This is a genomic window from Paenibacillus sp. FSL R5-0475 (genome assembly GCF_038004585.1).
GTDB lineage: Bacteria > Bacillota > Bacilli > Paenibacillales > Paenibacillaceae > Paenibacillus_AQ.
The window spans coordinates 6,787,838-6,813,975 of the sequence record NZ_JBBORK010000001.1 but is presented as its reverse complement, the minus strand read 5'-3'; the positions used below and the strand labels follow the sequence as shown (position 1 = coordinate 6,813,975).

Annotated in this window: 20 protein-coding genes and 2 tRNA genes; 12 read left to right on the top strand and 10 right to left on the bottom strand. The window is 44.6% G+C overall.

Annotation, left to right across the window (positions count from 1 at the left end; genetic code table 11):
• Positions 1-22 precede the first annotated feature (22 nt).
• The 3 genes from MKX41_RS30390 to MKX41_RS30380 all read right to left on the bottom strand — a co-directional run bounded on the left by MKX41_RS30390 (position 23) and on the right by MKX41_RS30380 (position 1,100).
• Positions 23-111: transfer RNA gene (locus MKX41_RS30390), tRNA-Ser, on the bottom strand.
• Between the two features lie 7 nt (positions 112-118).
• A tRNA-Asn gene (locus MKX41_RS30385) sits at positions 119-194 on the bottom strand.
• Positions 195-347: 153 nt separating this feature from the next.
• Entirely contained in the window at positions 348-1,100 is a 753-nt protein-coding gene (locus MKX41_RS30380; RefSeq protein WP_340974465.1) for an MBL fold metallo-hydrolase, read from the bottom strand.
• A gap of 126 nt (positions 1,101-1,226) precedes the next feature.
• Between MKX41_RS30380 and MKX41_RS30375 the strand changes: the two genes are divergently transcribed.
• Positions 1,227-1,658, top strand: coding sequence for an Lrp/AsnC family transcriptional regulator (locus tag MKX41_RS30375; RefSeq protein WP_149645207.1), 432 nt, complete (start codon positions 1,227-1,229; stop codon positions 1,656-1,658).
• A gap of 200 nt (positions 1,659-1,858) precedes the next feature.
• On the opposite strand, the gene MKX41_RS30370 is transcribed toward MKX41_RS30375, so the two are convergent.
• Positions 1,859-8,680, bottom strand: coding sequence for an S-layer homology domain-containing protein (locus MKX41_RS30370; protein ID WP_340974463.1), 6,822 nt, complete (start codon positions 8,678-8,680; stop codon positions 1,859-1,861).
• 204 nt (positions 8,681-8,884) lie between these two features.
• Between MKX41_RS30370 and MKX41_RS30365 the strand changes: the two genes are divergently transcribed.
• Positions 8,885-9,523: a pentapeptide repeat-containing protein gene (locus MKX41_RS30365; RefSeq protein ID WP_042124771.1), complete on the top strand. Its 639-nt coding sequence runs from the start codon at positions 8,885-8,887 to the stop codon at positions 9,521-9,523.
• 13 nt (positions 9,524-9,536) lie between these two features.
• Here MKX41_RS30365 and MKX41_RS30360 read toward each other — a convergent pair whose 3' ends face one another.
• Positions 9,537-10,007 (bottom strand): SprT family protein, encoded by a 471-nt coding sequence (locus MKX41_RS30360; protein WP_081382729.1) that lies wholly within the window; start codon positions 10,005-10,007, stop codon positions 9,537-9,539.
• Between the two features lie 120 nt (positions 10,008-10,127).
• On the opposite strand from MKX41_RS30360, the gene MKX41_RS30355 reads away from it, so the two are divergent.
• Entirely contained in the window at positions 10,128-10,490 is a 363-nt protein-coding gene (locus MKX41_RS30355; RefSeq protein ID WP_042124766.1) for a hypothetical protein, read from the top strand.
• 65 nt (positions 10,491-10,555) lie between these two features.
• Positions 10,556-10,693 carry a cortex morphogenetic protein CmpA gene (cmpA, locus tag MKX41_RS30350; RefSeq protein ID WP_094874036.1) on the top strand — a complete coding sequence of 46 codons (138 nt, stop codon included), beginning with the start codon at positions 10,556-10,558 and terminating at the stop codon, positions 10,691-10,693.
• Between the two features lie 75 nt (positions 10,694-10,768).
• Here cmpA and MKX41_RS30345 read toward each other — a convergent pair whose 3' ends face one another.
• Complete coding sequence (locus MKX41_RS30345) at positions 10,769-10,939, bottom strand: hypothetical protein (RefSeq protein ID WP_156113060.1); 171 nt, start codon at positions 10,937-10,939, stop codon at positions 10,769-10,771.
• A 122-nt stretch (positions 10,940-11,061) separates the two neighbouring features.
• The gene (locus MKX41_RS30340; protein ID WP_340974461.1) at positions 11,062-14,424 is read right to left on the bottom strand and encodes a tetratricopeptide repeat protein; all 3,363 of its coding nucleotides are present in this window, start codon (positions 14,422-14,424) and stop codon (positions 11,062-11,064) included.
• Positions 14,425-14,598: 174 nt separating this feature from the next.
• Between MKX41_RS30340 and MKX41_RS30335 the strand changes: the two genes are divergently transcribed.
• Positions 14,599-15,492: an AraC family transcriptional regulator gene (locus MKX41_RS30335; protein WP_340974460.1), complete on the top strand. Its 894-nt coding sequence runs from the start codon at positions 14,599-14,601 to the stop codon at positions 15,490-15,492.
• Positions 15,493-15,571: 79 nt separating this feature from the next.
• On the opposite strand, the gene MKX41_RS30330 is transcribed toward MKX41_RS30335, so the two are convergent.
• The gene (locus MKX41_RS30330) at positions 15,572-16,066 is read right to left on the bottom strand and encodes a DinB family protein (RefSeq protein WP_188114522.1); all 495 of its coding nucleotides are present in this window, start codon (positions 16,064-16,066) and stop codon (positions 15,572-15,574) included.
• A gap of 168 nt (positions 16,067-16,234) precedes the next feature.
• Here MKX41_RS30330 and MKX41_RS30325 point away from each other — a divergent pair, with 168 nt between their 5' ends.
• From MKX41_RS30325 to MKX41_RS30305, 5 genes are all read left to right on the top strand, one after another.
• Positions 16,235-16,798, top strand: coding sequence for a CGNR zinc finger domain-containing protein (locus tag MKX41_RS30325; protein WP_076298372.1), 564 nt, complete (start codon positions 16,235-16,237; stop codon positions 16,796-16,798).
• A gap of 137 nt (positions 16,799-16,935) precedes the next feature.
• Positions 16,936-18,021: a stalk domain-containing protein gene (locus MKX41_RS30320; RefSeq protein WP_340974459.1), complete on the top strand. Its 1,086-nt coding sequence runs from the start codon at positions 16,936-16,938 to the stop codon at positions 18,019-18,021.
• Positions 18,022-18,209: 188 nt separating this feature from the next.
• Positions 18,210-20,084, top strand: a complete 1,875-nt coding sequence (locus tag MKX41_RS30315; RefSeq protein ID WP_340974458.1) for an acyltransferase family protein — start codon at positions 18,210-18,212, stop codon at positions 20,082-20,084.
• A 58-nt stretch (positions 20,085-20,142) separates the two neighbouring features.
• Positions 20,143-20,649 carry an RNA polymerase sigma factor gene (locus MKX41_RS30310; RefSeq protein ID WP_339245587.1) on the top strand — a complete coding sequence of 169 codons (507 nt, stop codon included), beginning with the start codon at positions 20,143-20,145 and terminating at the stop codon, positions 20,647-20,649.
• A gap of 1 nt (position 20,650) precedes the next feature.
• A complete protein-coding gene (locus tag MKX41_RS30305; RefSeq protein ID WP_340974457.1) occupies positions 20,651-21,529 on the top strand; it encodes a DUF3298 and DUF4163 domain-containing protein in 879 nt (292 codons plus the stop codon).
• A gap of 69 nt (positions 21,530-21,598) precedes the next feature.
• Here the strand turns inward: MKX41_RS30305 and MKX41_RS30300 are convergent, their stop codons facing one another.
• Together MKX41_RS30300 and MKX41_RS30295 are read right to left on the bottom strand one after the other, a co-directional pair.
• Entirely contained in the window at positions 21,599-22,120 is a 522-nt protein-coding gene (locus MKX41_RS30300) for a GNAT family N-acetyltransferase (protein ID WP_076298377.1), read from the bottom strand.
• A 6-nt stretch (positions 22,121-22,126) separates the two neighbouring features.
• The gene (locus MKX41_RS30295; RefSeq protein WP_340974456.1) at positions 22,127-24,106 is read right to left on the bottom strand and encodes a translation factor GTPase family protein; all 1,980 of its coding nucleotides are present in this window, start codon (positions 24,104-24,106) and stop codon (positions 22,127-22,129) included.
• Between the two features lie 176 nt (positions 24,107-24,282).
• Between MKX41_RS30295 and MKX41_RS30290 the strand changes: the two genes are divergently transcribed.
• Complete coding sequence (locus MKX41_RS30290) at positions 24,283-25,074, top strand: SDR family oxidoreductase (protein WP_340974455.1); 792 nt, start codon at positions 24,283-24,285, stop codon at positions 25,072-25,074.
• An 86-nt stretch (positions 25,075-25,160) separates the two neighbouring features.
• Entirely contained in the window at positions 25,161-26,123 is a 963-nt protein-coding gene (locus MKX41_RS30285) for an S-layer homology domain-containing protein (protein WP_339245581.1), read from the top strand.
• Positions 26,124-26,138 lie beyond the last annotated feature (15 nt).

The following is a 26,138-nucleotide window of genomic DNA, read 5'->3' as shown; positions in this document are numbered from 1 at the left end:
GCTCTTCTTATGTAATTCAGAACGGAGAGAGTGGGATTCGAACCCACGCACCGCTTACGCAGTCTAACCCCTTAGCAGAGGGTCCCCTTATAGCCACTTGGGTATCTCTCCATAAAAATGGCTCCCCGAACAGGACTCGAACCTGTGACAACTCGATTAACAGTCGAGTGCTCTACCAACTGAGCTATCAGGGAACATTAGAAGTAAATTAGAAGTGAACATGAATTAATTTATCATGATTTCAAGGTCTAGTCAAGCAGGTAAAATAATTTTTGTGATCGTTTTCAAATTCATGCATTATTTCTGCCATTAGCTAGATTTAAGAGGGGATCACTCCCCCCTTTAGTTTATACGTAACACCATTCCCCGTCTTGCGGAAGCTGTACTCGATCCTGTAGCTCCTCCTTCTCCAAGTGAGCTCTTAGCTTATCCCTGGTAACAAGGCAATGGTTGATGGCGTCCATGTGTACAGCGATCACCTTAGTAGAAGAAGCATATTCGCATAAGTCTACGACATCCTGCTCATTCATTGTGATATGACCTCCGGTTAAAAACTGCGCTCCACCAGCATTAACGATCGTCACCTCAGGTTTAAAGGCATCGAGTGCAATCTTCACCTCATCACACCAAATCGTGTCTCCTGCCAAATACACAACTGGTTCGTTTTCCGCCTGAAAGACAAACCCGGATACCTTCCCCATCAGCTTGCCAATCTCTCCGGTTCCATGCTGTCCACCGGTACGTGTTATAGTTACTCCTTGGAATGTCAGCTTATCGGTGATTTCCGAGACGTTCTCAAATCCCTGCTCTACTAGGGTATCCCTGTCCCCCTCCTGACAAAATAACGGTAGATTAATCGGCAGCAAGGAAACGGCAGCGGCATCCCAATGATCTGGATGAAGATGCGTGACTATTATTGCATTAGGATTCAGCCATTTGTCTACTGATCCCGGTAACGATACAAGCGGATTCCGACGGTCATTTTCCGTATTAAAAATGGGAGGATTAGCGCCCTGCTCACTCAACATAGGATCAATAAGAAATGTACTTCCCCCATACTCCATCCATAGGGTCGCGTTGCGAATATGCTGTATTTTCATCGTAAGCCCTTCTTTCTTTCAGATATCTTCTGCTACAATTAATTATAGTTGGACCTTGAAACAGAATACATTGAGATTGGAAAGAGATTGGCCTGTTCTACTTTCACGCAGAAAGGATTTTAAATAATGACGAGTTCTTATTCCATAGATGATGTGGATTTTCGCATCTTACAGCTTCTAATTGATGATTCCACGATCAGTCACAGAGACATTGGGCAGCAAGTGCATATGACAGGCCAAGCTGTGGGCGCACGTATTCGCAAAATGCAGGACACCGGAGTGATTGAAGGCTACACCGTCCGCTGGAATCCAGATAAAGTTGGTGAGGCGATCAATGCCTTTATAACGGTCTTTCTAGGTTCGAATACGGTACATCCAGCCTTTCAAACATTCGCAAAGCAGCATGATAGCGTAAAAGAAATGCATCGCGTCAGTGGAGAAGGCTGCTATTGGATACGTGTTCGTACGGGAAGCCAAGAGGATTTGAATAACTTTCTCGACGAGCTGCTAAAGTTCGGAAATTACAGAGTCAATTTATCGATGGGGAAGCTTAAATAAGGCTGTATCGCCTATGAGGCCGCTATCGGAGCCAGTTGACCTTTTACGCAGCATAATCGAATATTTGGCATACTAACGGACCCTCTAGTCGCTATTGGCATGAAAATCACCAAATATGTTCTGGCAGACAGCCTTCGTCCAAAAAACGCAGAGCAGCTATTCTCCAATTACTGGAGAATAGCTGCTCTTTTAGTAGAAATTTAATTCAATAATCCGGCAGCTTTAAGTAATCTTGCTAGGATCACAGCTGCCTCTGCACGGCTAGTATCACTGCCAGGCGCAAAGCTATCTGCCGATTGGCCTTTCATGATTCCTTTTGCTGTCAAGACATTCACAGCCTCTTTAGCCCAAGAAGAAATAGTAGACGAATCTGTGAATGCATCTGTCGCAGGGTTAACTCCAGATTCTCCAGCTCCAAGGTTTAACAGCTTTAGTGCCCTAGTTGCCATAACAGCCATTTGCTCCCGTGTAATAGGGGCGTTCGGACGGAAGGTTCCATCCTCATAGCCTTGAACCAGTCCTAAGGCTGCCGCAGCTTTGGTGTCTGCAGCATACCATGATAAATCAGACACATCACTGAAGGTCTTCGTTGTGTTCGCAGCGGCTAAGCCTAAAGAGCGAATTAGCATAGCTGCGAACTCAGCACGACTAACGGAATACTGAGGTGCAAAGTTATCTGTGGATTGTCCGGTCAAGATCAGTCGACTGGCAAGCGTTTCGATCTCGTTCTTTGCCCAGTGTGAAGAAATATCTCCAAAAGTTACAGGATGTTGTGCAACGACGAATATCCCGCTAGCACTGCTGCTCTTAACAGTAACCTTGGTCATCCCACCTACGATCTCGAATAATGCAGGTACATAACGGAAGGAACCCGTCTGCTCATCGTAAATAAGGACTACTCCCGTCTTTGCAACCAGTGCTCCCTCCATCATAAATGTACGATCTACATACGTAGTGCCGAACCCATTAGCAGGTACAGTGTTTTTGCCATCTGTGACCTTTAAGGTGACAGATGCCGGAGTTCCTTGTACATTAAAACCTTGCTGCTTAGCCTTGGCAAGCAGTTGTTCCAATCCTTTTCCACTTAGCGGATTTAGTTGAAACTCTAGCGTGCCCGCTGGCATTTGTGCCGCTTTCAGCACGCTCTCCACGAGTCCTAACGGGAAGCGATAGCTCATATCGCCACTGGCAATGACAAGCACCGCATTCGGGCTAAGTGCTGCTGCATTGCGTAAAGCTTCTGCGCTAAAGCGAGCTATACCCTCTCCGTTAGCTGAAATCTCGATAAGAACTTGCCCAGCAGTCGCCTTAGCTTTTAGCTGCGCATCATGATTAGCAGCTGGTGTTGGCGTTGGTGTAGCGACAGGTGTAACAGGATTTGCTGACCCCGCCGGATCAGGAGTACTCGTTGGACCTGGTGTACTTGTTGGTTCAGTCGGATCCACAGGATCCGTCCCACCATTAGGTAACACCACCTCTACTGTATACACCCTCTTATCATTGCCAACAGTTACCGTGAAGTCTGTGCTTCCCGCTTTAACTCCATGGATACTGTCGTTTGTAAAAGCAGCAATGTCACTGCTCACAACATTAAAGGTAGCTTGTGTAGTAATATCCGCTCCTTCTTTGTCCAACACCTGAAGAATAGCTGACTTTCCTTGTTCTAGTACAACAGGTCCGCTCTGTCCATCTGCTAGCTTGATGGAGAAAGGTTTAACAGCTGTGGCTATCCCTTGGTTCTGTTCAATGATGCTAAATTCAGGAGATGCATTGGACAGGAGGTTCATCCGTTCACCACGAATAATCAAGTTGTCGACGAGCAGATTTCCTTTCAGCTCCTTTGTAACCTCAATCCCGCTTGTGCCCGCTCCGTCAATCACGTTATTCGTGAGAACCAGACCATCCATATTCAGATTGCCGTGGGCAATCAGGCCAGAATAGGTGCTGTCGAGCGCCGTATTGTTACGGATGAGTACTTTTCCTTTTAGGTTGCTCTCACCAGCGTACAGCCATAACGCACCGAGGTTTACCCCGTAGCCCGAATCATAACTACCTGTGCGAAGCAATGTATTCCGCTCAACGATAGTCGTTCCTTGGAACGGCTCTGCGGAGAAACGGGTAGATACAGCGATCCCGGCTCCGTTAGTTACAGTATCTTTTACCACGTTATCTTGAACTTTGTTATCTTTACCACCGAAGACCACAATGTTATCGGCCAACCATGGCAGTGAGACGTTATTAAAACGTGCCGTATTGTTATAGCTAAATGTCCGTTCCGCGCCATTCACTTCATTCAATTTGGTATCTGTGAACGACCACATCGCAATACCATCATCCCCTGGATAGCGGATGTCACTTTGTTCCATCATGCTGTTGCCAGTGCCTACAGCAAAGTTAATTCCATCCGCCATCAGATTGCGGATTCGAAGACCTGCCATATACAGACCATTCGTACGAGCCTTCTCACCAATAGGTTGTGTTAACCACAAGCCTGCTTTGGTATGTTCAATCCATATGTTCTGAATGACCGAGCCTTGGCCAAAAGCACCATGGAAGGCGTTAGTGAACGCTTCATCGTCCCGTACATTAATGCCACCTTCAATCAATAGATCGTATACGCCAACCTTGCCACCGTGACCGTAAAATTTGGCGCCATTCAGAACCGTATACCACATGCCTGCTCCACGGATTTCGGCTGTATCCAGATCCAGCAGACCCTCTCCGACATTAAAGGTACCTACCGGGAACCAAACCCCTTTCCCTGTTGCCTTCGCTTCGGCAAGCGCTGCCTTAAAGGCTGCGGTATCATCTCCCTCATCATTGGCTACCGCTCCAAAATCCGTTACAGAAATAAAGCCGGCAGGGCGAGTCAACTCAGGGGCTACCTGCTCCATATCCACCAAGTCGATGACGTATGAAGTCGCTTGGTCTCCTGTTCCTTTCTCTAAACGAATGGTTGCTCCGGCAGGAGCATCGCCAATCAGAGCATGAATTTCATCAAAAAAGCGATGTCCACTACCTTGACGAGGATCATTTGACCATGGGTAGCTACCATATTCCCAAGCATATTTTGAAGTCAAATTAAGCTGTTTCTTAACTCCATTTACATATAGAGTCAGTGTTTCTTCAGCACCAGCACCATCCGAACTGTCCGGAATGGAATAGCGCAGAACAATAGAATTAGCTGCTTCTGCAAGCTTGAACTCTATATAGTCCCCAGTATTCTTCAAGGCGACGGCTTGTCGTCCAGAAGCCTCAGAAGCCATAGTGCGATATTTCCGCGAAGGACCGATTAGTGTTCCGTTAGTCACTGCATCCTCAGCTTCATAGCTAATATAAGGAACTGTTGCCCCGCGGTAAACTTTGTTCACGCTATTTTTTACTGTCAGGCTATCAATGCCTACTTTATTCCAATCGATATTGTCGTTGCTTAGAGAAACGGTGTTGATTCCTGCACGCAGCTGCAGCTTCACCTGTACAGTCTTCCAAGAGGAAGTCTTGACCACGTTAACTTTATCTGATTCCTTCAGGCCGTTCACCTCAAGCAACAGATCTGTTACATCACTGGAAGTATTCTTGTAACGAACAACGGCATCATATTCACCGGCTTGCTGGGCATTGACTGCAAACCGTATAACATGATCTCCTTGGAATGCTTCTCCTCCTGCATACATTGCATCTGTAGGGATAGGCAGGAAGCTCCAAAGAGTGCTATCGGTTCCCACAGCAGAACCAAGTTGAACAGCTGATGCGTCGTGAGTAAGATAGGCTGTATTATCCGCACTTAACAGGAGCTTGTAGCCTAACTTCTCTTCCAGCGTCCACTGGGAACGTTCTGTTTCCCCGGAAGATAACAAGACGACTTGATCCCCTTCATTTAAAGAAAGATATTGCTTCGTCTGAACATTCATTATGCGTTTACGTCCATTTACATCTTGGACGATCCATTGGGAGTGAGCCACCGTGTCGGAGGCTTCTGCATATACGAGTGCCCCTTCTTGTTCAGACAATACTTTACCAGTCAGCCCTTTCGGCACGATCGTTATAATGTTGGTATCATTCTGAACTGGAGTTGTTGTATTGTTATTGCGCAGTTCTCCAGACGGAGTAGTAAACTCCTGCTGAGCCGCTTCAAGTGTCCATTGAGCTAAGCCGTCACTCTCTAGTAGGAGCGCACGTTCAGCATATCCTGTCTTATTCGCAATGTTTATTAATTCATCGTCGTATTCTCCATAGAGACTACGAATGGTGTAGTGCGTATAATCGGAAGTCAAGCTTACTTCCCAAGCAGATGCTCCGTCTATAGCCGGTTCCGCGCTACTGCTCTCCAAGTATGAATAATCTCCATTCAATGTTAAATAATGGCCTGTTGCTCGATTGATAATCGTTTGTTTGCCGTCCTGCACAGATATATTCCAATGCGAGAATCCATTCTCTGCTGACGGCTGCCCGTACAGAACAACTCCGTGTTCATTCTCGTATAAATACTCCCCGCTGCTTGCATTCTTAAATCTTACAGGGTAAGCAGGGATAGGTGGCGCAATCGCTTCAACGGCTTCAGCGACAAAATGAGCACTGTTTCTATCCGCTGCATCGGGAGCCTTACTGATCTTTATAATCGGATTCCCATTCTCATCAGAAGCCCCATACATATAGTGGCCAGCCCATCCACTCTTGAAAGTAGTCAGACCTGAAGGCTGCATATCCACAATCCACTTAATGCTGCCCCATACATCATAGACGGTTTGCAGTGTCTGAACGGCAACATTAGGCTCAATCTCATCTACTGCACCACCTATATGCTCCAGGGAGAGGTAACGTCCAGTACCTTTATTTTTAATCTTCACAGATCCATTGCTACCAGCTATTTCTTGCAGCTGCCAGACAAAGGTATCGTCATTCATATCAAGTGAACCATAAGTAGCCTGACCTACTGTTACATCCTCGTTCGCAGCAGCTAAAGCTACAGATTTTGAATCAGCGGTTGCAGATTCCGACTTATCCTGCGGCACCATTGCTTCAGTGTCCTGCGAATCATAGACAGCTTCGGTGACAGTCTTAGATTCTAACAATTTCCCTAGTACATCTGGAGAGGTCAACAAAGGACCATCCTTAAGATATTGATCATCACCATTTACAGCGTCAAGCTTGAAGCGGAACAAGTCCGGCTTTTTCTCAGTAACGGTAACAAATCGCCACTGTGGGCTGCCCCAGCCTGGATTGATCACACCATACTCGGCGTATTTAGTGAGATTTTGAAGTGAAATGAACTTCTCAGGGAATTTATTAGGTTCCTTATCGAGAACACTGCTGATTACGTATGTGTTGTCGCCAATATTTTTACCTGTCCAGATAAATTCCCGCTCCACATTATTCCTGTCTGGAAGCTCAGTGACCTGGATATGGCCATCTGGCATATTCATTGTGTTAATGTAGTGGCCTGTTTTCTTGTTCTTGAATAACTTACGGCCATTATATTTCTCAATCAGCCATTGATCGGAGCCATCCTTTTGCATATTTCCATATTTCAAGAGACCATCAGCAGATTCATACCAATAAAAAGACTTCCAGCCATTTTGAATACGATAATATGGAATGGTGCCATCTGTTGGTGTGTTAGGGTCTAGAAGCTGCCACTGGGCGCTTAATGAAGTCGCATCCCCACTTGCTCCAGCACTGTCTCCACCCAAGGTAGATAGATAGATGCCTTTGCTCTCTACATTTTCTAGTGTCAGATAATCATCATAATCATCAGAATCTTTAAAATTCCATTGATCCGATGGTTGGCTTCCGCTGATCTGCTCAGCCTTGGCTGTGCCATCACTATACGAAAGGTAATGATTAGTTGCTGCATTACGGATACGTTTATTACCGTCATAATCCTCTATATACCATAGATAATCGGATGAATCAGCAGTATCTGGAGCAATTAATCCGTGCTTAAGTGCACCGTTTGCGGATTCATACAAGAAATCTGTAGCTACTTGTGCATCTGTATAAGTTGCCAAGCGTACCGGCTGCAACTCGGAAATAGGGACAACTGTCCACTGGGCATTATGACTGGTTGCTTCACCCGGCCAGCTGTTAGAGCGCACGTTGTTATCTTCCTCAAACTGAGGATTCAGCCATAAAGGCTTAACTCCGTCGGTTAATCCTTTATTACTTAAGGTAATAAAACCCACTCCATCCGCGCCTGGTGCATCTTCTTTCACCCATTCACTTAGCATCACCTTGTCCGGATCGATTTCTTGCGAAAAGACTCCCGCCCAAGTCACTTCATTTTGCTTAATATAATGACCCGTCTCACGGTTTCGAATCATCAGTGTTCCGTCGTCCGTACCCGGCTCAAGAAACCACTGGGCAGCCTCATTCTTCAAAGGCTGTTTACCGTAAAGTACATTTCCTTTCTCCTCATACATCACCTGACCGGGACGCATCCGGCTTTCCAACCGTACAGGTACTGTTCCTGCGTTAGGATCGATAAAAGCCCACTGCGGACTCTCAAACGTAATATTGATATCCGAGCTTACTTGCGCATAACCAAGCTGATTCTCCTCGTGGATAACCAGCTTACTCTCAGGCACGCTCGCGCTTCGGATGATCATGTATCCGTTTCTATTGGAAGTATCGATCAACCATTGATCCGTAACACTTCCAGCTCCTTGGAGATCTGCCGCCTTAAGTGTATCCTCTTTGCCGTTATTACCAGCCATTGTAATGTAGTGGCCCGTCTTCACATTCTTAATCCGTGACAGACCATTTACAGTCTCCACTGTCCAATGCGATGATGTGTCCGCTGGATTGGTCATGCCATAACGCACGATACCATCAGACGTTTCATATAAGAAATTATTTTTCCACTTATTCTTGATGAGTACTGTCCCTGATGGAATTAGCCCTGCGCCTGTTCCTCCAACCCCTTCTGCTCCTACGGAACCGCTACCGATTCCCATCACAGGCAAGCTTGAGAAAATCAGCAGCATCGCGAGCAGACCCGCCATCGCGGACCTGAATCGTTTCATAAATGTGCCCCCTCTACCTAATATGGACTTCCCTTCCATCTTAAGTTGGCAACGCTTACAAAACGATGTGTGATTTTATCCAGAAAAAGGTGTATTTGTACGTATCTCCCGAAAGGTCTGAGCGCTACTGAAAATTGACAAATCTGCTGAACCCTAAGATAGTTAATTTAATTAGAAACGAGCATTCATTAAATGGAGGTACATATGAAATTCAAAATGGATTCACCAAAAATATCAGATCCAGACGCCCTACTCCCTGAGCAAATATACTCGCTGCAAACCAAAGATGAATTCAGTCGTTGCAGCATAAGCGATACAGTTATTGATAATCAAGAGGCGAATAAAGTCAGCTTTGATCAAGTGGTTTTTAAAAATGTTACGATTATCGAGTCGTCCTTAACTGGGATTGAACTGATGGATGTAATTTTTGAGCGATGCGATCTATCCAATGTGGATTTTACGAATGCAATTATTCATCGAACCGAATTCAGGAACTGCAAGCTCATCGGTACGGACTTCACAAGAGGCAGATTCCAGAATGTTCGCGTGGTAGATTGTATCGGGGATTTCGCAACATTTCGAATGGCTAATCTGAAGCAGGTTGCTTTTGAGAATAGTTCATTGATGAGCTCTGATTACTACCAATCGAATTTCCAGAAAGTCAGCTTCAGCGAATGTAATATTGATCAAGCCACATTGTCAGGATCAAAGCTTAACGGGATCGATCTTAGTGACTGCGAGTTTAGTGGCTTGATCGTGGATATACAAGATTTGGAGGGATGTATCATTTCGCCTCAGCAAGCTGTTTCCTTTGTTGGATTGATGGGTCTGGTTATAAAATAACGGGCTGTTCTACTTACTGGACTTCCAGCGCTAGCAGCTTCAGCTTACCCGAACATTTGCCGCAGCGGTAGCGCTTTGGGTCTACTTTTCGCTTACGCGGATACTCCATAGCACATGCTGTACAGATCAGCTTGTACCGGTAAGGGAGTGACTTTCGAGCTTTCGCACCCGGCAATGTCTGACAATAGCGACTCCCGCCGACTTGTGCCAGCAGTCTTTTGAAATCAGTGTCACGATGCATATACCCTCGCTTCGCCAAATGCAGATGATAATGGCAGAGCTCGTGTTTTATAATCTTCTCCGTCTCTTCTCTACCGAACATAGCAAGCTGATGGGGATTAATCTCTATATTATGGCTCTTGGTAAAATATCGACCGCCTGTTGAAGATAATCGGCTGTTAAAGCTTGCCTTGTGCCTAAAGGGTACGCCAAAGCTGTCCCGTGATACCTGCTCAATCCACAGCTGCAGCTCTTCGTTGCTCATCGTTTCCATAGCGTTCTATCACAAGTCCTTTCCACGGGAATTAAGATCTCTACTTGAATTGTAACTTGTGCATAGGCTAAACTGTCAAGAAGGAAGACAAGTACGGAGGGAGAATGACCAATGCCGAAAATGCGGTATGTAATTTTGCAGCAACATCAAGAATTGCAATTCGTGGAAATGCCCGAGGAATATGCGTACCAGCTAAGTGCGCTCAATTTACGTCTAAACAAAGAAATCGACAAGCTGACAGCCGATAATGTACCGGATCTGCCCTTAGCTATTGCTGAGTGTGATTCATTGGATCTGCTACGCGAAGATTACTCCCTGGAGTCCGGTCTGGATTATATCAATAGATTGGAACAGGCCTTTGCCTCTGTTCAGGAGCAAAAGAACTATCCACTCATCTCCCTGCTGACCGAGATTCGGGCGCTGCAAGCGCAATTAGAGCAGTGGTACGAAGAGGAAGCAGAAAGCATTCTGTAAATCGTCACCTTTAGGCTCATTTCTCCATATGCTAACTTACGTAAGCAGTTAGAGGAGTGATACCCTTGCCACAGTGGCTCTGCCATCAACTGATGAAAGCCTATTACAAAAAAGACCGCCGTCAGATCAAGCTGCTGAACGAGTGCTGGTTCTTTTATCGTAATTCTGCGGAATCACCGGATTCCATCCAGAGAAATTTATAGGATTCGTTAAATTCAAAAATCCATCCCGCTACTTACAGGGGATGGATTTTTGTATAGGATTCGTTGGAATCCGAATTAGAACATAGGGAATACATATCTGACCAAGAAGAAAAGTGCTCCGAAAAAAATAATAATATAAGCAGCATATTTAATAAAGGTAGATGCGACAACACTGGAATCCGATTTCCGTTGCACCTCTGTATGCTCCACTTCAACGCTTCTATCTTTATAGCCCGGTTCCATCATCAATCTCTCCTTTCGAATATAGGCTGGTAGATAGTCTCCATTAACCCGGGGCTTTCAGAGTTGAAACAAAATTCCAAATCGAACCAGTTATTTTCCGGCATCATGAAACTGCTTTATTTCTTTTATGATTCCAAGCACATCGCCTTGTGAATTCGAGCTCCCTGATGGTTCGGCTCCAAGTGCAACGCTTCTTCAAATCGTTCTTTCGCTTCTGCCATTTTCCCTAAGCCTAATAAACCTAAACCCATCATGAACAAGCAATGAATTTGATTGCGTCTATTCAGATCATCCTCAAATACGAGGAAATCAGGTAAGGATACGGCAAAATAATCAATCTTCACCTCATCAAAGAGATGTCTTTCTGCGAAATCGATCAGCTTATTAAAACGCCGGTTCGCTTCCTTCGGATGATTCAGCTGTACCCATGCTAAGCCCTGATAGAAGATCATTTCTGGCGGCTGATCGTTGTAGTACATCGCGCTGGCTGGTTCTTTCAAGCCTTGAGACGCAATCGCCCAGTGTCGTGCAGCTTCTTGCATATTGCCTAATCCGTTATAAGCCACACCAAGCTCGTAATACACATTATTCTCTTGCGCACCATCGAGCTTACCCTCACCTAAATTCTCTGGATAATGAAGCGCACGTGTTAATAATGAGATAGCCTCTTCATATTGGCCTACCTGATTCGCCTGCTTACTCAGTTCAACAAGCCCCAAAACATATTGCCCCGTAGCTTTCCCTTCGCCACCTTCCCATGGATGGAATTGGCGTCGTAATAGAACTGACAAAGCATCTTCATACTTGCTAAGCAAATTCAGTAGGGTCACATATTCAAGGTATAGATCATCCCGCTTCTCCACCAGCTCCATATGCTGCTGCAGTCTTGCCATCCGCTCCTGAGCAGAAACACCCATCTTCTTATACAATTGGTCCAGCTCGTAGAATACTCTCGCATCATTCGTATTGCACTGGAAAGCTTGTTCAAGTGACTGCAAGGAAGCCTCAGCATCATTACGCTTATTGTAATAAGCAAGCGCAAGGTTACGATGAACCGTCGGGAAACGATCATCAAGCGCGACGGATTGCTCCCAATGGCGAATGGCATCGTCGGTACGTTTTTTATCATAGAATAGATTTCCTAGATAATAATGAGCCTTACTATCTAGCGGATTGCAGGCAATCGCGCTTTCTAATACCTGCAGCTCAAACAAGCTGTTCGGGAAGCAATAATCAGAAGATGCTGCTTGAGCAAGCTGAAGCTGCGCTGTCGCATCTTCCTCACGGCCCATTTTCTCGTGTACATAAGCCAATGTGTAATGCACCATCGGATAATTGGGTTCATTCGATTTCCTACGAATTTGCTCTAACACCTGTGCAGCTTCCGCGAACAATCCACTACCTGCATAATCGGAAGCTAGATTTAAATAGTTATGCACATCGTTTCGCATGAACCGTGCAAGCTTCATCTGAGCCTCAGCTGCTTCCTCTTGTCGCCCGAGCAATGTAAGCGTAAGCACTCTCTCATACGCTGCCCCGAAATCCGCGATATCTAGTTTCAATGTCTCCTCTGCGAATGTAATCGCCTCAGAGTAACGTCCAAGCTTGCGTAAAAGTGCTGTTTTTACATGTCTTGATTTATAGTTTCTTGTGTTACGTGCCAAAGCTCTAGTTGCGAGTTCCAACGCTTCTTCATACGCCCCACGTTCACAAGCAATTTGACTCAATGCATAGTATCCACTGTCTTGAAATGCTGCAGACCATACCGCCTTGTAGAAGGCAGCAAATGCTTCTTCCTTGCGATCCTGCAGTCTGAGAACTACACCAAGCTGATAGTATGCTTCACTATCATATGGATTCGGATTGCGCCAAGTCAGCGATCGTATAGCCGTACGGAAATGATTTTCCGCTTGCTTGAACAATCCTCGACGAAGCAGCAGCGTCCCATAAGCCACATTAAGCCGAATATCGGATGCATCTCTTCTTAAGCCTTCTTCATAATAATGCTCTGGCTCGAACGTAGCATGACGGTATTGCTCCAAGTGAACTCCAGCCAAATACAACTGCTCTGTGCTTTTTAATTCTTCCGGTAGTGGAAGTGGCTTGGCTGCATCTGGAACCTGTTCAATGCTAGGCTTCGCTGGACGATAAGATATGAGGCTGTTTCCGTTCACATCAAACACCGTTAGGATTAAGTGATGCGGCTGATCCACTTTATCTAACGTAATGACAGATTTATAGGTTAATTCTGGAGAGAGCGTAACGGTATCCTTCACGTACGTTCTATGCTGTCCTCTAAGTTCAATAACCGCTCCCTCGAATACCGAAGTTCCATAGGCCATCACAGTGGCAGTCCGTAAAGTCTCATCCACCTCAAGATTAACGGCGGCATCAATAGAAGCATTTTTCACAACACCGATGTTCTTATATGGCATGAAATATTGTGTGAATGACTTCTCTTCATACGGCTGGAGCCAAGTGAAATCCGGTTGATTATCCGTAAATACCCCTGTCATTAATTCAATATAGGGTCCGTCCTCATCGGTTAAATTACGGTCCCACGCTTGACCAAATTCGCCGTTCCCCCAAGTCCACTGTTTTTTACCCGGAGATACATGGTGATTCGCTACGTGAAGCAGACCCGCTTCAACCCCATGATCATAACCACCCACGAAATTATAATCGGATTTGTACGCCATGTATGACGTAGGAACAGGAATATTTTTATAGCGTGAAATATCTACGCCTTCGGAATAGTCCATCTTGTAATACGTTCCTGTTGCAATAGGGAATCTGGACACATCACGCTTACCATGGTCGAATACGGCTGTGACATCCGGTGGAAACACCGATTGCGTATGGTCATTGACTGCAACCGCAGGGTTTGCCCACCATAAGAAGGTTTGTGGCTCCGAAGTTCGGTTATATAGCTGTGCTGTAACTTCGAGATAGGCTTTTCCAGGATGCAGCGTGAAGCCCGTTGTGACCTTCGTTCCATACATCCGGTCAATTTCACTCACCCATACGGTTGCACTGCCATCTTCATTCTCCGTAATTACATGCTCCACAGGGCCAAACGTGTTCGGACGATGATGCTGCGGCCAGTTAAATTCAATTCCACCTGAAATCCATGGTCCTGTCAGACCAACAAGCGCAGGTTTAATCACGCGATTATAGTAAACAAAATCATAATTGTTCGTCTTATCCAGAGCACGATAGATACGGCCGCCAATTTCAGGCATGATCTCGATGCGTACATATTCATTTTCGAGCATTACCATCTGATACGATTTCATTTCTTTCTCATCCATAATTTTATCAACCACAGGATGTGGATATACTCGCCCCGAGCTGCCTTGATAGACTCGCTTCTCGAGGAACATTGGATTTTTATCGGGTTCACCTGTTTCATAGGTAGGAATTTCAACCATTTCCTCCCATATGCGGACGCTGTTCGTTAAGATTGCAGAAGGCTCTTTCATACTCATTTCGTTCTCTCCTCCTTCGTGATATAGCTCTAATTTATCGTTGTATGCGCTTTTAAACAATTGACGATAATCTGTAACTGATGGACAATATTCTTATCCTAAAAATAATATTCTCCTTATGAATAGGTTGTTATTTCAAATAAATAAATTATGTTCTTAAAAAGGAGGGTTATCATGACAGATATCTCATTAAAGCCGGATGGCTTCGATGAGCAGAAGCTTTTTGTGCTGCCCGATTTCATGATGAATGAATTACATGAGAATCCGTTAACAAATTCCTTCTATGTAAGTGACATTGGCTGCTTCCCAAGAGCGAAGTTTCATTATCGAGAGCGTCCACAAGGATGTGACTCGCATATTCTTATGTATTGCGTAGAGGGTGAAGGGTGGATGGAGAGTCATCACAATAAGCTGATTCAAATAAAAGAACGGCAATTAGCTGTCATTCCTGCCGGAACACCCCATCGATATGGTGCTTCAGATGTGAATCCCTGGACGATCTACTGGATGCATCTAAAAGGAACGCATGCCGCTGCGTTGATTCAAACTTATGCCATGGACGTAGAGCCGCTAACCTTTACACTGAACCTTCATACCCAATGGATCGAAGATTTCGAGCAATGTTATGCCCTGTTATCGGATAAGCCTTATGCCATGCGTAATCATATCTATGTGTCTCAGTGCATTCGTCATCTGATCAGCCACGTGGGATTGAGTACCATGAACTCTGAGCAAGATAAAAAGAACGAACGTTATCTTGAGCAAGCCATTCGCTACATGACAGATCGAATCAACAGCTCCATTTCACTCCCGGATGTAGCGAAGCATATGGGGTTATCGAAGCAGCATCTAATTTATCTATTTAATCAAGAAACCGGGGTTCCCCCGATTGAATTCTATCTGCGCCTCAAAATGCAGCGTGCCAGTCAACTGCTGGCATTAACCGATCTACATATTAAAGAAATCTCTAGTGCTATCGGGATGCAGGACCCCTACTACTTTTCTAGATTGTTCAAAAAAATAATGGGATGCTCGCCGACTCAATATCGAAGCACCCCAAAAGGTTAAAATAAAGAAAAGCCACACGACCGCTGCACCAGGTAAACCAGTATAGTGGAGTGTGGCTTATATTTTTATTGTAGAGGTTCTAATTAAAACTACGGTTGGAAACCCAGGAGCCTTGCAGTTTACGAAGCATAATAATTTGTCCGGTGTGGTATGAATCATGCAGGATAAGACTCATTACCTCTTCCCCTGGGGCATGACCCGAACCACCCCAATCATATGCGCCTTCTTCCAACGCCTCAATGATTTCTCTAAGAGCAGCGTGCACGTCCTTCAGGTCTGCAACGGCCTTCGCCCATGCTTCTTCCCCTTCCGTTGTTACAGTAAAGGTATCATCGTTGCTTTCAGCATCAGGTTGTTTGGGCAACCCTTTTAACTTTCGCAGCAAACGCACCTTATAATATGTTAGATGGTTAACCGTCTCCCAGATGGAATTGACTGTACTCCCCTCTGGCTTCCAAAGTGCCTGTTTACTGTCCACACCTTCCAGTGCATCACTTAATGGCGGGGCCCAATCCTCGATATCCATGCAATAATCCCAATTTTGCAGCAGAACCTCACTGATTTTATTTTGCATGTTCAACCTCCTAATACTTACTGAATTATGTAACTACTTAAACCATTATATAGTGGTTACACAAGAAATGTAGCATATTTCCATCGCTCAATCAAGTAACTAGCTAATCTTATTTTTAACTGTTACAATCGTTGTAATCGAGAGTTGTGCGGAAAGGATGAACAGGACGTGTTGTGGGAGGATTTCATTAATAGTTACTGGCGGGATTGGCGAACAGGAGATAAGAACAAGGATCGGGATGAACTCGAAGATCCGGAGTGGATTGCGAAATGGCTGAAGAAGCATGCTCTGCTAGAAACACAGCTGCCGAATACGATAGAACTGGAACAGCTAAAGAAGCTTCGATCCCTATTAGGGGACTGGGTACAGGCTATTGTACAAGGAAAATCGATGGATGGAGAAATGCTGAAGCAGCTTAATATCTATATGGACAAGGGTCCTGTTACGCGGCGAATGATATGGAAAAGTGCCGAGCAAGCGGAGATTTCATTATTGCCACTACATAGCGGTTGGGAGCAGGTGATGGCGGAGATAGCGGCGTCTTTTGCGGAGGCTATGCTTGAAAAAGAACCCTCAAGATTCCGTATCTGCGAGAATCCTGATTGTCTCTGGGTGTACTATGATGATACACGTAACCGTTCTAAGCGTTACTGCGATGACAAGGCTTGTGGCAACCTCATGAAGGTGCGGCGGTTCCGGGCGCGGAAGAAGGCTGAAAAGGGTTCGGAGTGACTATTAAAGGAACTCTTGCGGGATGACAAATTTCGATCAACATTTATCCCCCCAAACTTTTCAACACTCCTAATACGTCTTGCTAGTAAGTGCGCTAATAACACACTTATTACAACGAAATGGAGCGTGAACAAACAATGAAAAAGAGCCCTTTTAACGTATTGAAGCTTGGTGTAGTCGGATTAACGGTTGTGGGAATAAGCGCTGGCATGTTACCAATGAATGGCACTGCTTTTGCTGATGCAGTGAACACGACTAAGCCTGCCATCAATGCCCCGATTTCAGCTGTACCGATTTCCACCATCAATAACCATGGGATCCAAATCAAAGAAGTAATTCTCACATCTTCAACGGAGCTTCTGAATACAAATATTAAAGTGCCACAGATCGTAGGTATGTTGGACACTAAGGCTCAGGAAGAAATCAACAGTATCATTCTCTCTAAAGCGCAGAAAGACCTTGCTCTTTGGGAAAAGGATGCAACTGAAGCAGCAGCAGACGCTAAAAAGGCTGGTTTCGAGTATCGTCCATATGAGCTATACATTATTTATGAATTAAAAGAAAATGGATCGGATAACCCTTCTGGAGTGATCTCACTTGTTGTTACTTCTCAAGGAGACACTGGTGGAACGGGCATGCCTCGTGTAGATACATACAATGTATTTAATACGAAACAAGCGAAGCGGATTGCCTTGTCAGATTTCTTTGGAAACGACTTTAAGGAAAAGTTGAATACCGGTATCCTTGCGAAGATCAATGAGGAACCTGAGAACTATTTTATTGAGGATTTCAAAGGGATCGACGAAGAACAAGGTTTTTATATTGAAAATGGTGAGGTTGTCATCCTCTTCCCTAAATATAGTATTGCTCCAGGCGCCATGGGAACTCCTGAATTTCGTTTCAGTACCCATATTACGAACAACCCGAAGCTCGATTTAAGTACAATAGCTACATTTAAGAATGCTAATGGGGTTTCAATGGTGTCATTACGAGATGTGGCGAATCGTTTAGGATATGAAATCAAGTGGAATCAAACGTCGCGCTCAGCTGAGCTGAAGAAAGGTGCACAGTGGACCAATGTTACCTTAGGTAAAGATTCTTACTTTTTTGCCAAAATGGCACCTGTCACTTTAGGTACTGCTCCTATCCTAAAGAACGATACGATATACGTTCCGGTTAAAATGGTTACCGATATTTTACGTGTGGAAATTAAGAACGGCTAATTGGGCTAATGGCATTCCAGAATGATTTTTTGTTCTAGAATGCCTTTTTAAATTCATAGGCACTTGTGTAGCGATTTCTGATCCATTCATGATCACTCCTTTATTTACCAAGAGAAGTTAAGAACTTTTTTAAGTTAGTCATACGTCTTGCTGACATAAGACAACTGATGACGAAGGAATGAACTACCATGAAAGAAATCAAGGTTACACCACCGACTAACTTTTTAGAACCTGACAATTCCACGACTAGAAGGCGTTATATGCCAGGAATAGATGGACTTCGCGCACTCTCTGTGATCGCAGTTATTGCGTATCATCTCGACCTCAATTGGGCTCCAGGAGGACTTATAGGGGTCGGAATATTCTTCGTTCTGTCTGGATATCTGATCACGGATCAAATCATCCAAAGGTGGAAGCAAGACCGACGGTTCGACCTTAAAGATTTCTGGATCAGACGAGCGCGACGGCTATTGCCTGCTATGTTTGTCATGCTTTTTGTCACTGCTATGTGGCTTCTGTTGTTCGATCGTTCACGATTAGCAGCATTACAAGGGGACTTTATATCTTCAACGTTATACTTCAATAACTGGTGGCTTATTTTTCACGATGTATCTTATTTCGAGAGCTTTGGACCTCCTTCTCCTATCGGTCATTTGTGGTCGCTCGCTATTGAGGAACAGTTCTACTTCATTTGGCCATTGGTTATTATTGTAGGGTTACGCCTTGCACCTCAGCGAGGTAAACTCATTGTGATGTGTCTAACAGGGGCATTCCTCTCGGCACTTGCTATGGCGCTAATCTATCAACCTGGATTTGACCCAAGCCGAGTCTATTATGGTACTGATACCCGAGCTTTTGCTCTACTGATTGGAGCCGCTCTCGCTCTAGCATGGCCGAGTCAAAATTTGACCGATAAGATTTCACGCAGATCTCGCTATATCCTTGACTTCAGTGGTGCAATCGGATTAATCACCCTCATTCTTATGATTTGGCGGACGAATGAATACGGACAATTTCTTTATTATGGCGGCTTGGTTATAGTGTCGATTCTTTCCGCAATTGTAATAGCTGTACTCGCACATCCTGCGAGCCGACTAGCTAAAATCATGGGTTGCAAGCCCTTGCGTTGGATTGGCGTACGTTCCTATAGTATTTACATATGGCATTATCCAGTCATCATTCTAACTAATCCTACAATAGATACAGGTGGGTTCGATGGTTTCCGTGTTCTTTTTCAGCTGGGAGTTAGCCTCCTATTAGCCTCACTATCGTGGAAATATATCGAAGAACCTATTCGTCAAGGTTTATTAGGAAGATGGTGTACGAAATTAAGCATTCGTCTGCAATTCAAGATTCGACCCTTATTCATCTTTATTGCAGTCCCGTTAATCATATTGTCCATATCCTGCAGTAGCAACTTGGATACTAAGATATCCGCAGATCCGAATACAGGCACTATTACTAATCCCGATAAGAATGAACATAATGTCACACTAGTGCCCCCTCAAAATGTACCAACACCTGTGCCTGTACCAGTACCAGTAGATCCACCGAAGATGCCAGAACCTCAGCCTCAGGTAGAAGAAGCAGGTAAAGGTGTTACTGCGATAGGTGATTCCGTAATCCTCGATGCTGCTCCTTATCTACAAGAACTTCTGCCAGGCATTGTTATCGATGGTAAGGTAGGCAGGCAGATGTCACAGGCACAAGAAGTGGTCGATAAACTTAGGACGAAGGGGAAACTTGGCACTCGAGTGATCATTAATCTAGGTACAAACGGAGCTTTTAACTCCAATCAATTGCGGAAATTACTTATTTCACTTGAAGATGTTCAGCAAGTCGTACTAGTAAACACACGTGTACCGAAAAAATGGCAAAATACTGTGAATACCTTGCTTAAGAAAGTGGCTTTAGAATTCCCCAATGCTATGGTTGTAGACTGGCATTCCTCAAGCGAAGGAAAGGATTCTTACTTCTATGAGGATGGCGTTCATCTAAAACGAGAAGGTGCCAAATCCTATGCCGCACTTGTAGCTAAAGCCATACAAAAGGAGAATCAATGAGAATAGTAATCTAACAAACTAAAGCTACGCAATATAAAAAGAGAAGGGTTTTACGAATATGCTTAAGAGGAATAAAGAGAAATTACTCACTCTTTGTATTACAGATAACAAGGAGAACATATACCGTCTAGCTTACAGCTATGTGAAGAACAAAGAGGATGCATTAGATGTTGTTCAGGATTCAATTTATAAAGCTCTCTCCTCTATAGGGTTGCTAAAGAACCCAGAATCCGTAAAGAGTTGGTTGTTTAGAATCGTAGTAACTACCTCTCTAGATTTTCTGAGGAAACATAAAAGAGTTCAACCGGTAGATGATGAAGCACTCGACTTTTTTATCCCTGGTGCGGTAGACGTGTATCCAGATATTGATTTAGAAAGATCGCTGGATGATCTCCCCCTTAAGTATCGAAATGTCATCGTCCTTAGATATATCGAAGATTTAAAGATCGAGGAAGTTGCGGAAGTATTAAATGAAAACGTCAATACAGTAAAGACTAGACTATATCAAGCACTCCAGTTATTAAGAATCAACATGCAGGAAGAATCCTCAAAGGAGATCAATTAGAATGGATAACCAAATCAAAAAAATTATAGAAGATTATAACAAACTCCCTATTCCTGAGGAATTAGATTTCGTTGTAAGTAAAGCATTAAAGAAAAGGAAGATAAGAAGAATACGTTACCAGTGGATATCTGGAGTTTGTGCGGCAGCCCTATTTTTCGTAATTGGAATTAATGTCAATGTTAACATTGCCAATGCCTTCTCTGCTATACCTGGTGTAGACAGTATTGTTAAAGTGCTAACTTTTAGAGAATACAAAGTGGATGAACAGACCTATAATGCAGACATAAAGGTCCCCATCATTACTAACCTAGAGAATAAAGAGCTGGAATCGACTCTGAATGAAAAATATCTCGAAGAAAACAAAAAACTATATGATGAGTTTCAAGCAGAGATGGAGTCTTTAAAGCAATCCGGAGAGGGGCATTTAGGGGTCGACACAGGCTTTGAGGTTAAAACGGACAATGCTGAGCTATTTTCTATTAGCAGATACGTGGTAAATACCGTAGGTTCATCGTCAACAACAATGCAGCACGATACGATAGACAAGAAGAATCAAATCCTGCTAAGTCTGCCTATGTTATTTAAGGATGATCGATATATCAGTATCATAAGTGAAAATATTAAAGAACAGATGCGCTCCCAAATGAAAGCAGATAAAGATATGTTCTACTGGATTTCAACAGATGAACCCAATGAAGACCTTTTTTATCAATTTGAAAATATAGCTAAAGATCAAGATTTCTATATCAACGATAAGTACCAGCTGGTTATTTCCTTTAACAAATATGATGTGGCTCCTGGCTACATGGGCGTTAGAGAATTCATCATTCCAACAGATGTAATTGCAGATGTTCTGGTCAGCCGTACGTACATTAAATAAATCATTATGAGACTCATAAGGGGTATGCGTTTTGTATCCCTTATGAGTCTTTTTTTGCGTGAAAAGTAATTAATCAATCCCTATGCCTCTAATGTCTTGCCATCCTATTTTTATTTCTTCTAATAATTCATTCCCTATCTTAACTTCTATACTTGAGATAGACTCTCCCCCAACGCTGTGGTAGAAATGAATCGCCGGATTGCCCACCAGCACCCAAGTCATGAACGAGCTATAATTTTTCTTCAATAAATTCTGTGCTACACTTCTTATGAGCTGCTTCCCTAGACCTTTTCCTTGGTGTTCCTTAAGCAAATAAAGTGCGTAAAGCTCCGCATCGTAGAGATCCGGCTCTCTTCGCGCCCCTCCATTTGCAAAGCCAATGATCATCCCAGACTCATCTTCAGCAACATACATTACCTCGTCTTTATTGGGATTTTCAAAATTCTGAATCCAACGCTTCCTTCTAGCTTCTACTGTGAAATTATCAAGAAACTCGTCTGATATTAGTCCTTTATACGTGGTTTTCCAACTCGTAGCGTGGACGAAAGCGATCCCGTCTATATCACTAGCTGTTGCTTCTCTGATCTTCATTTTATCTCACCCCTGCAGCGCCTTCCGCACGCTTAATATATATTTCGCTTGATCCAGCGGGTTCACTCCCCGGCGGGTACGCTCAGCGGATACGTCTGGCGGAGATTCTTCATAGCCGGCAAAAAAAGAAGTAAATGTGCTACGCCCCTTCGTGTAGGAGCTTAAAGTAACCGGATAATCGAGCGACGTTGCCAGTGGCAGACGGCCTTCGATGATCATCCGCTCGCCTTGTAGCACAGGTGGCTCGAAGGTGCCGCGCATCTGAACCAGGTCGTTCATCACTCGGCCGCCATTCTCCTCAGGGACAACGATGCGAACCTGAAGAATCGGCTCCAGTAGTTTAGTGCCTACCCGCGCGAGTCCATCCATAATCCCCATAGGAGTCGCTACGGCAAAATCCAGCGGATGGGTATGCCATACATGATGCTGTCCCTCGATTAAGGTCACTTTAAGATCGGTAACCTCCCAGCCGTACAAGCCCTGTTGCAAGGCTTCTGGTACACGGCGTGCGGTCTCGCTCTGATATTGCGGCAGCAGATCGGAACTCCGCACTACCGAATCATAAACTAAACCACTGCCAGGAGGTCCGGGCTCTATCTGAAACCGCAGAATCGCCCAGCACGGCTTCGGCATCGTATAAGCGATAAAGCCTTCCCCAGCAGAGGCTGGCGTTTCTTTATAGATAACAGAAGGCTGACCGAAGGTAACCTTCAGCGCATACCGCTCCTCCAGAACACTATTCAGAATCTCCAGCTGAATAGGTCCCATTACTTTGATATGCAGCTCTCGCTCATCCTGCAGCCACTGCGCATCCAAGAGCGGATCTTCATCCGCCAGCTCCTGCAATGCTCCGATAACCTTATGGTCATCCATATCGGTTCCCCAGAATACGCGCACCGTTAGCAGCGGTACAGCCAGCTTCGCTTCCTCCGGAATCGCCTCCGGATGGCCGAGTACATCTCCGATCCGTACCCCTGAAAGACCATAGATTACAGCGATATCCCCCGCTTCAAGCGATCCGACATCCTCAGTACGACCACCCTCGACCTTGCGGATCTGGGTCACTTTTCCCTGAATATTCTGCGTGTAGTTCATTACCGTATCGCGGTTACGGATCGTTCCTTCATAAAGGCGGACAAACGCCATTCGCCCCATGCTTTTATCACGCTGAATATTGTAGACAATGCCGGACACCGGCCCCTCAACATTGCCACCAGCTCGCGGAAAATACTCAACCATCGCGTCCAGCAATGCAGTAATGCCAAGCCCCTTGGCGGCAACACCATAAACCATTGGGAAGAAGCGTCCTGAAGCGGAAGCTGTCTTCATATATTTTTTCCAAGCTGCAAGATCAATCGAACTACCTGACATATACGTTTCTAGCAGGTCTTCATCCCGCTCAGCCAATGCCTCTAATAATTCTGTCTGTGCAGCAGGATCGGCATCGCTCCCCCACAAATCTATTGCGCCTATGTACTCCTGCTCTTTCCCGGTGGGTTGCTGTACAGGAATGATATCACTAGACAAATAATTTCGCGCTTGCGCCAGCACAGCCTCAGGGTCTGCACCTACACGATCCATTTTGTTCATAAAAATAAGCGTCGGTATTCCCAGCTTCCTCAGCGCGTTCCAGATCATCTCACTTTGAGCCTGCACACCCTCTACCGCCGACAAAATTAGCACCGCACAATCCATCACTCGCAAAGACCGTTCAACCTCTGACAGAAAATCGACGTGTCCCGGTGTATCAACGAGGTTGATCTGCACACCTTTCCATTCAAAAGAAGCTAATGCCGCCCGAACGGATATTCCTCGTTGCCGCTCCACATCCATAGAATCCGTCAATGCTGTCCCACTGTCTACACTGCCGAGCGCTCGAATGCGACCGCTTTCATACAAAATATGCTCTGTTGTTGTTGTCTTGCCGGCATCCACATGGGCAAATATCCCCACATTAATCCGTTCTGCTCCCTGCTGCTGAATCATCTATAGTACCCCTATCATGAGCTAGATTGATCTAAATATATATTGTACACATCCTTATGTCTCATAGTAATACATCCCTCCTTGTTGTTCCACCCTCCTACTAAATTGGTTAAATTCAGCTATGCCGGGTATGTAATTACTAAGTAAGAAGTCTAACGCCAAGGAGGAAATTCATCATGTTAGATCAACGTTTGCAAAATAAAGTTGCAGTAGTCACAGGCGCAGGATCCGGTATTGGGAAAGCTACAGCCATAAGGTTTGCCCAGCACGCAGCTAAGGTATATATGCTTGATCGCACCCCTGAGGAATCCTATGAAACTAAACGTGAAATTGAATCCATTGGAGGAACAGCTACAGTTATCGAATGCGATGTTTCCAATCCAGGTCTTGTCGAAGAAAGTATTCGTAAGGTTGCGGATGAGGTTCGGAAGATTGATATCATTTTTGCGAATGCTGGCATTAATGGTACATGGGCTCCAATAGAAACACTAGAAATCGAAGATTGGGACCAGACGCTAGATACCAACCTACGCAGTACCTTTGCCACAGTAAAATATGCTATCCCCCATATGAAAGAAAATGGCGGAAGCATCATTATCACTAGCTCTATTAACGGAAATCGAGTGTTCTCGAACATCGGCGCTGCTGCGTACTCCTCTTCGAAGGCTGGACAAATCGCTTTTATGAAAATGGCTGCGTTAGAGCTGGCGCAATACGGTATCCGCGTAAATGCGGTCTGTCCTGGATCAATCGACACTCAAATTGGAGATAATACGGATAAGAGTGATGATCTTCAAGAAGTGAAGATTCCTGTAGAATTTCCGAAAGGCAATCATCCTCTGGAAGATGCGCCCGGTAAACCTGAACAAGTAGCCAATCTAGTATTATTTCTCGCCTCGGATGAGTCTTTCCATGTCACAGGAACTGAGATCTATGTAGATGGTGCCGAGTCACTCCTTCGCGGATAACGTTTTACTTGAATCTTTATAATATTTTAAATTGCCTGCAACATTTTGGTCTAATCTACCATCTAAGAGTATGGAGGTGACGCATAATGAAGAAATCATTATTCATAAGTAATGTCAAAACAATGACGATAGCCTGCGGTATTCTAGCAGCAAGCCTGTCATTTGGAGCATCTGCTTTTGCTTTTTCGGATTTGAAAGGTGATCCTGCGGAAGCAAAAATTAACTCCCTGCATAAAGAGGGGATTATAAATGGAGTAGACAAAGATAAGTTCGCGCCTAAATCTAAAGTAAGCTTTGCCCAAGGGATTCAGTTCATCGTTGGGGGTCTGAATCTGTCTCCGAAGCCAGAGGCGGGTAACAGCTCATCCAAAGCTAGTGATTATTTTGATAAGGTGAACGACAAATCCTGGTATGCTTCAGCCTTCCTGACTGCCAAGCAAAATGGTCTTTCACTTGATCGAACAGTAGATCCTAACGGAACCATCACCCGTGCTCAGTTCGCTCACTTATTAACGCAAGCACTGCAAAGTAAAGGTAACTTCCCGGTTACACTGATGTATGTAGACATTAAGGATGGCGATAAACTTTCTACAGAGGTTATAAATAGTCTCCAGATCCTGCTGAATACACATATCGCCACACTCGATAAGAACGGTAATTTCCGGCCAAATGATGCCATTACCCGTTCGGAAGCAGCCGCGATGACCTACGATGCAGCTGCTTTTGCCAAACGCGTAATTGTATCTAATGGTAGCCCTACTACTCCAACCTATGAGACTGAGGTTACACTAACCAAAGCGGGTGAAGGAGTAAACAAGGCTACATTGACCGTTAACAACTTACCGCATTCTGGATATGGACTAGTGATTGAGCGAATCGAATTTGGCAAAGACAAGACCGCTGTGATTTACTTTAATGTGACTGCTCCTGATCCAGGAAAAATGTACGCACAGGTGATCTCAAAAGCATCTGTTGTCACTTATCTGCCAGAGGGATATAAAGCGATCGCTAAATCGGTATCTGGATCTACATCTAGCGCTACGCAATAAAAGCTCCGGACTCGA

Coding starts and splice junctions, on each gene's coding strand:
- MKX41_RS30370 (WP_340974463.1), bottom strand. CDS start 8,680: ATGAAACGATTCAGGTCCGCGATGGCGGGTCTGCTCGCGATGCTGCTG.
- MKX41_RS30315 (WP_340974458.1), top strand. CDS start 18,210: ATGAAAGAAATCAAGGTTACACCACCGACTAACTTTTTAGAACCTGAC.
- MKX41_RS30320 (WP_340974459.1), top strand. CDS start 16,936: ATGAAAAAGAGCCCTTTTAACGTATTGAAGCTTGGTGTAGTCGGATTA.
- MKX41_RS30300 (WP_076298377.1), bottom strand. CDS start 22,120: ATGAAGATCAGAGAAGCAACAGCTAGTGATATAGACGGGATCGCTTTC.
- MKX41_RS30355 (WP_042124766.1), top strand. CDS start 10,128: ATGCCGAAAATGCGGTATGTAATTTTGCAGCAACATCAAGAATTGCAA.
- MKX41_RS30340 (WP_340974461.1), bottom strand. CDS start 14,424: ATGAGTATGAAAGAGCCTTCTGCAATCTTAACGAACAGCGTCCGCATA.
- MKX41_RS30335 (WP_340974460.1), top strand. CDS start 14,599: ATGACAGATATCTCATTAAAGCCGGATGGCTTCGATGAGCAGAAGCTT.
- MKX41_RS30310 (WP_339245587.1), top strand. CDS start 20,143: ATGCTTAAGAGGAATAAAGAGAAATTACTCACTCTTTGTATTACAGAT.
- MKX41_RS30285 (WP_339245581.1), top strand. CDS start 25,161: ATGAAGAAATCATTATTCATAAGTAATGTCAAAACAATGACGATAGCC.
- MKX41_RS30365 (WP_042124771.1), top strand. CDS start 8,885: ATGAAATTCAAAATGGATTCACCAAAAATATCAGATCCAGACGCCCTA.
- MKX41_RS30330 (WP_188114522.1), bottom strand. CDS start 16,066: ATGCAAAATAAAATCAGTGAGGTTCTGCTGCAAAATTGGGATTATTGC.
- MKX41_RS30295 (WP_340974456.1), bottom strand. CDS start 24,106: ATGATTCAGCAGCAGGGAGCAGAACGGATTAATGTGGGGATATTTGCC.
- MKX41_RS30290 (WP_340974455.1), top strand. CDS start 24,283: ATGTTAGATCAACGTTTGCAAAATAAAGTTGCAGTAGTCACAGGCGCA.
- MKX41_RS30305 (WP_340974457.1), top strand. CDS start 20,651: ATGGATAACCAAATCAAAAAAATTATAGAAGATTATAACAAACTCCCT.
- MKX41_RS30345 (WP_156113060.1), bottom strand. CDS start 10,939: ATGATGGAACCGGGCTATAAAGATAGAAGCGTTGAAGTGGAGCATACA.
- MKX41_RS30375 (WP_149645207.1), top strand. CDS start 1,227: ATGACGAGTTCTTATTCCATAGATGATGTGGATTTTCGCATCTTACAG.
- MKX41_RS30360 (WP_081382729.1), bottom strand. CDS start 10,007: ATGAGCAACGAAGAGCTGCAGCTGTGGATTGAGCAGGTATCACGGGAC.
- MKX41_RS30380 (WP_340974465.1), bottom strand. CDS start 1,100: ATGAAAATACAGCATATTCGCAACGCGACCCTATGGATGGAGTATGGG.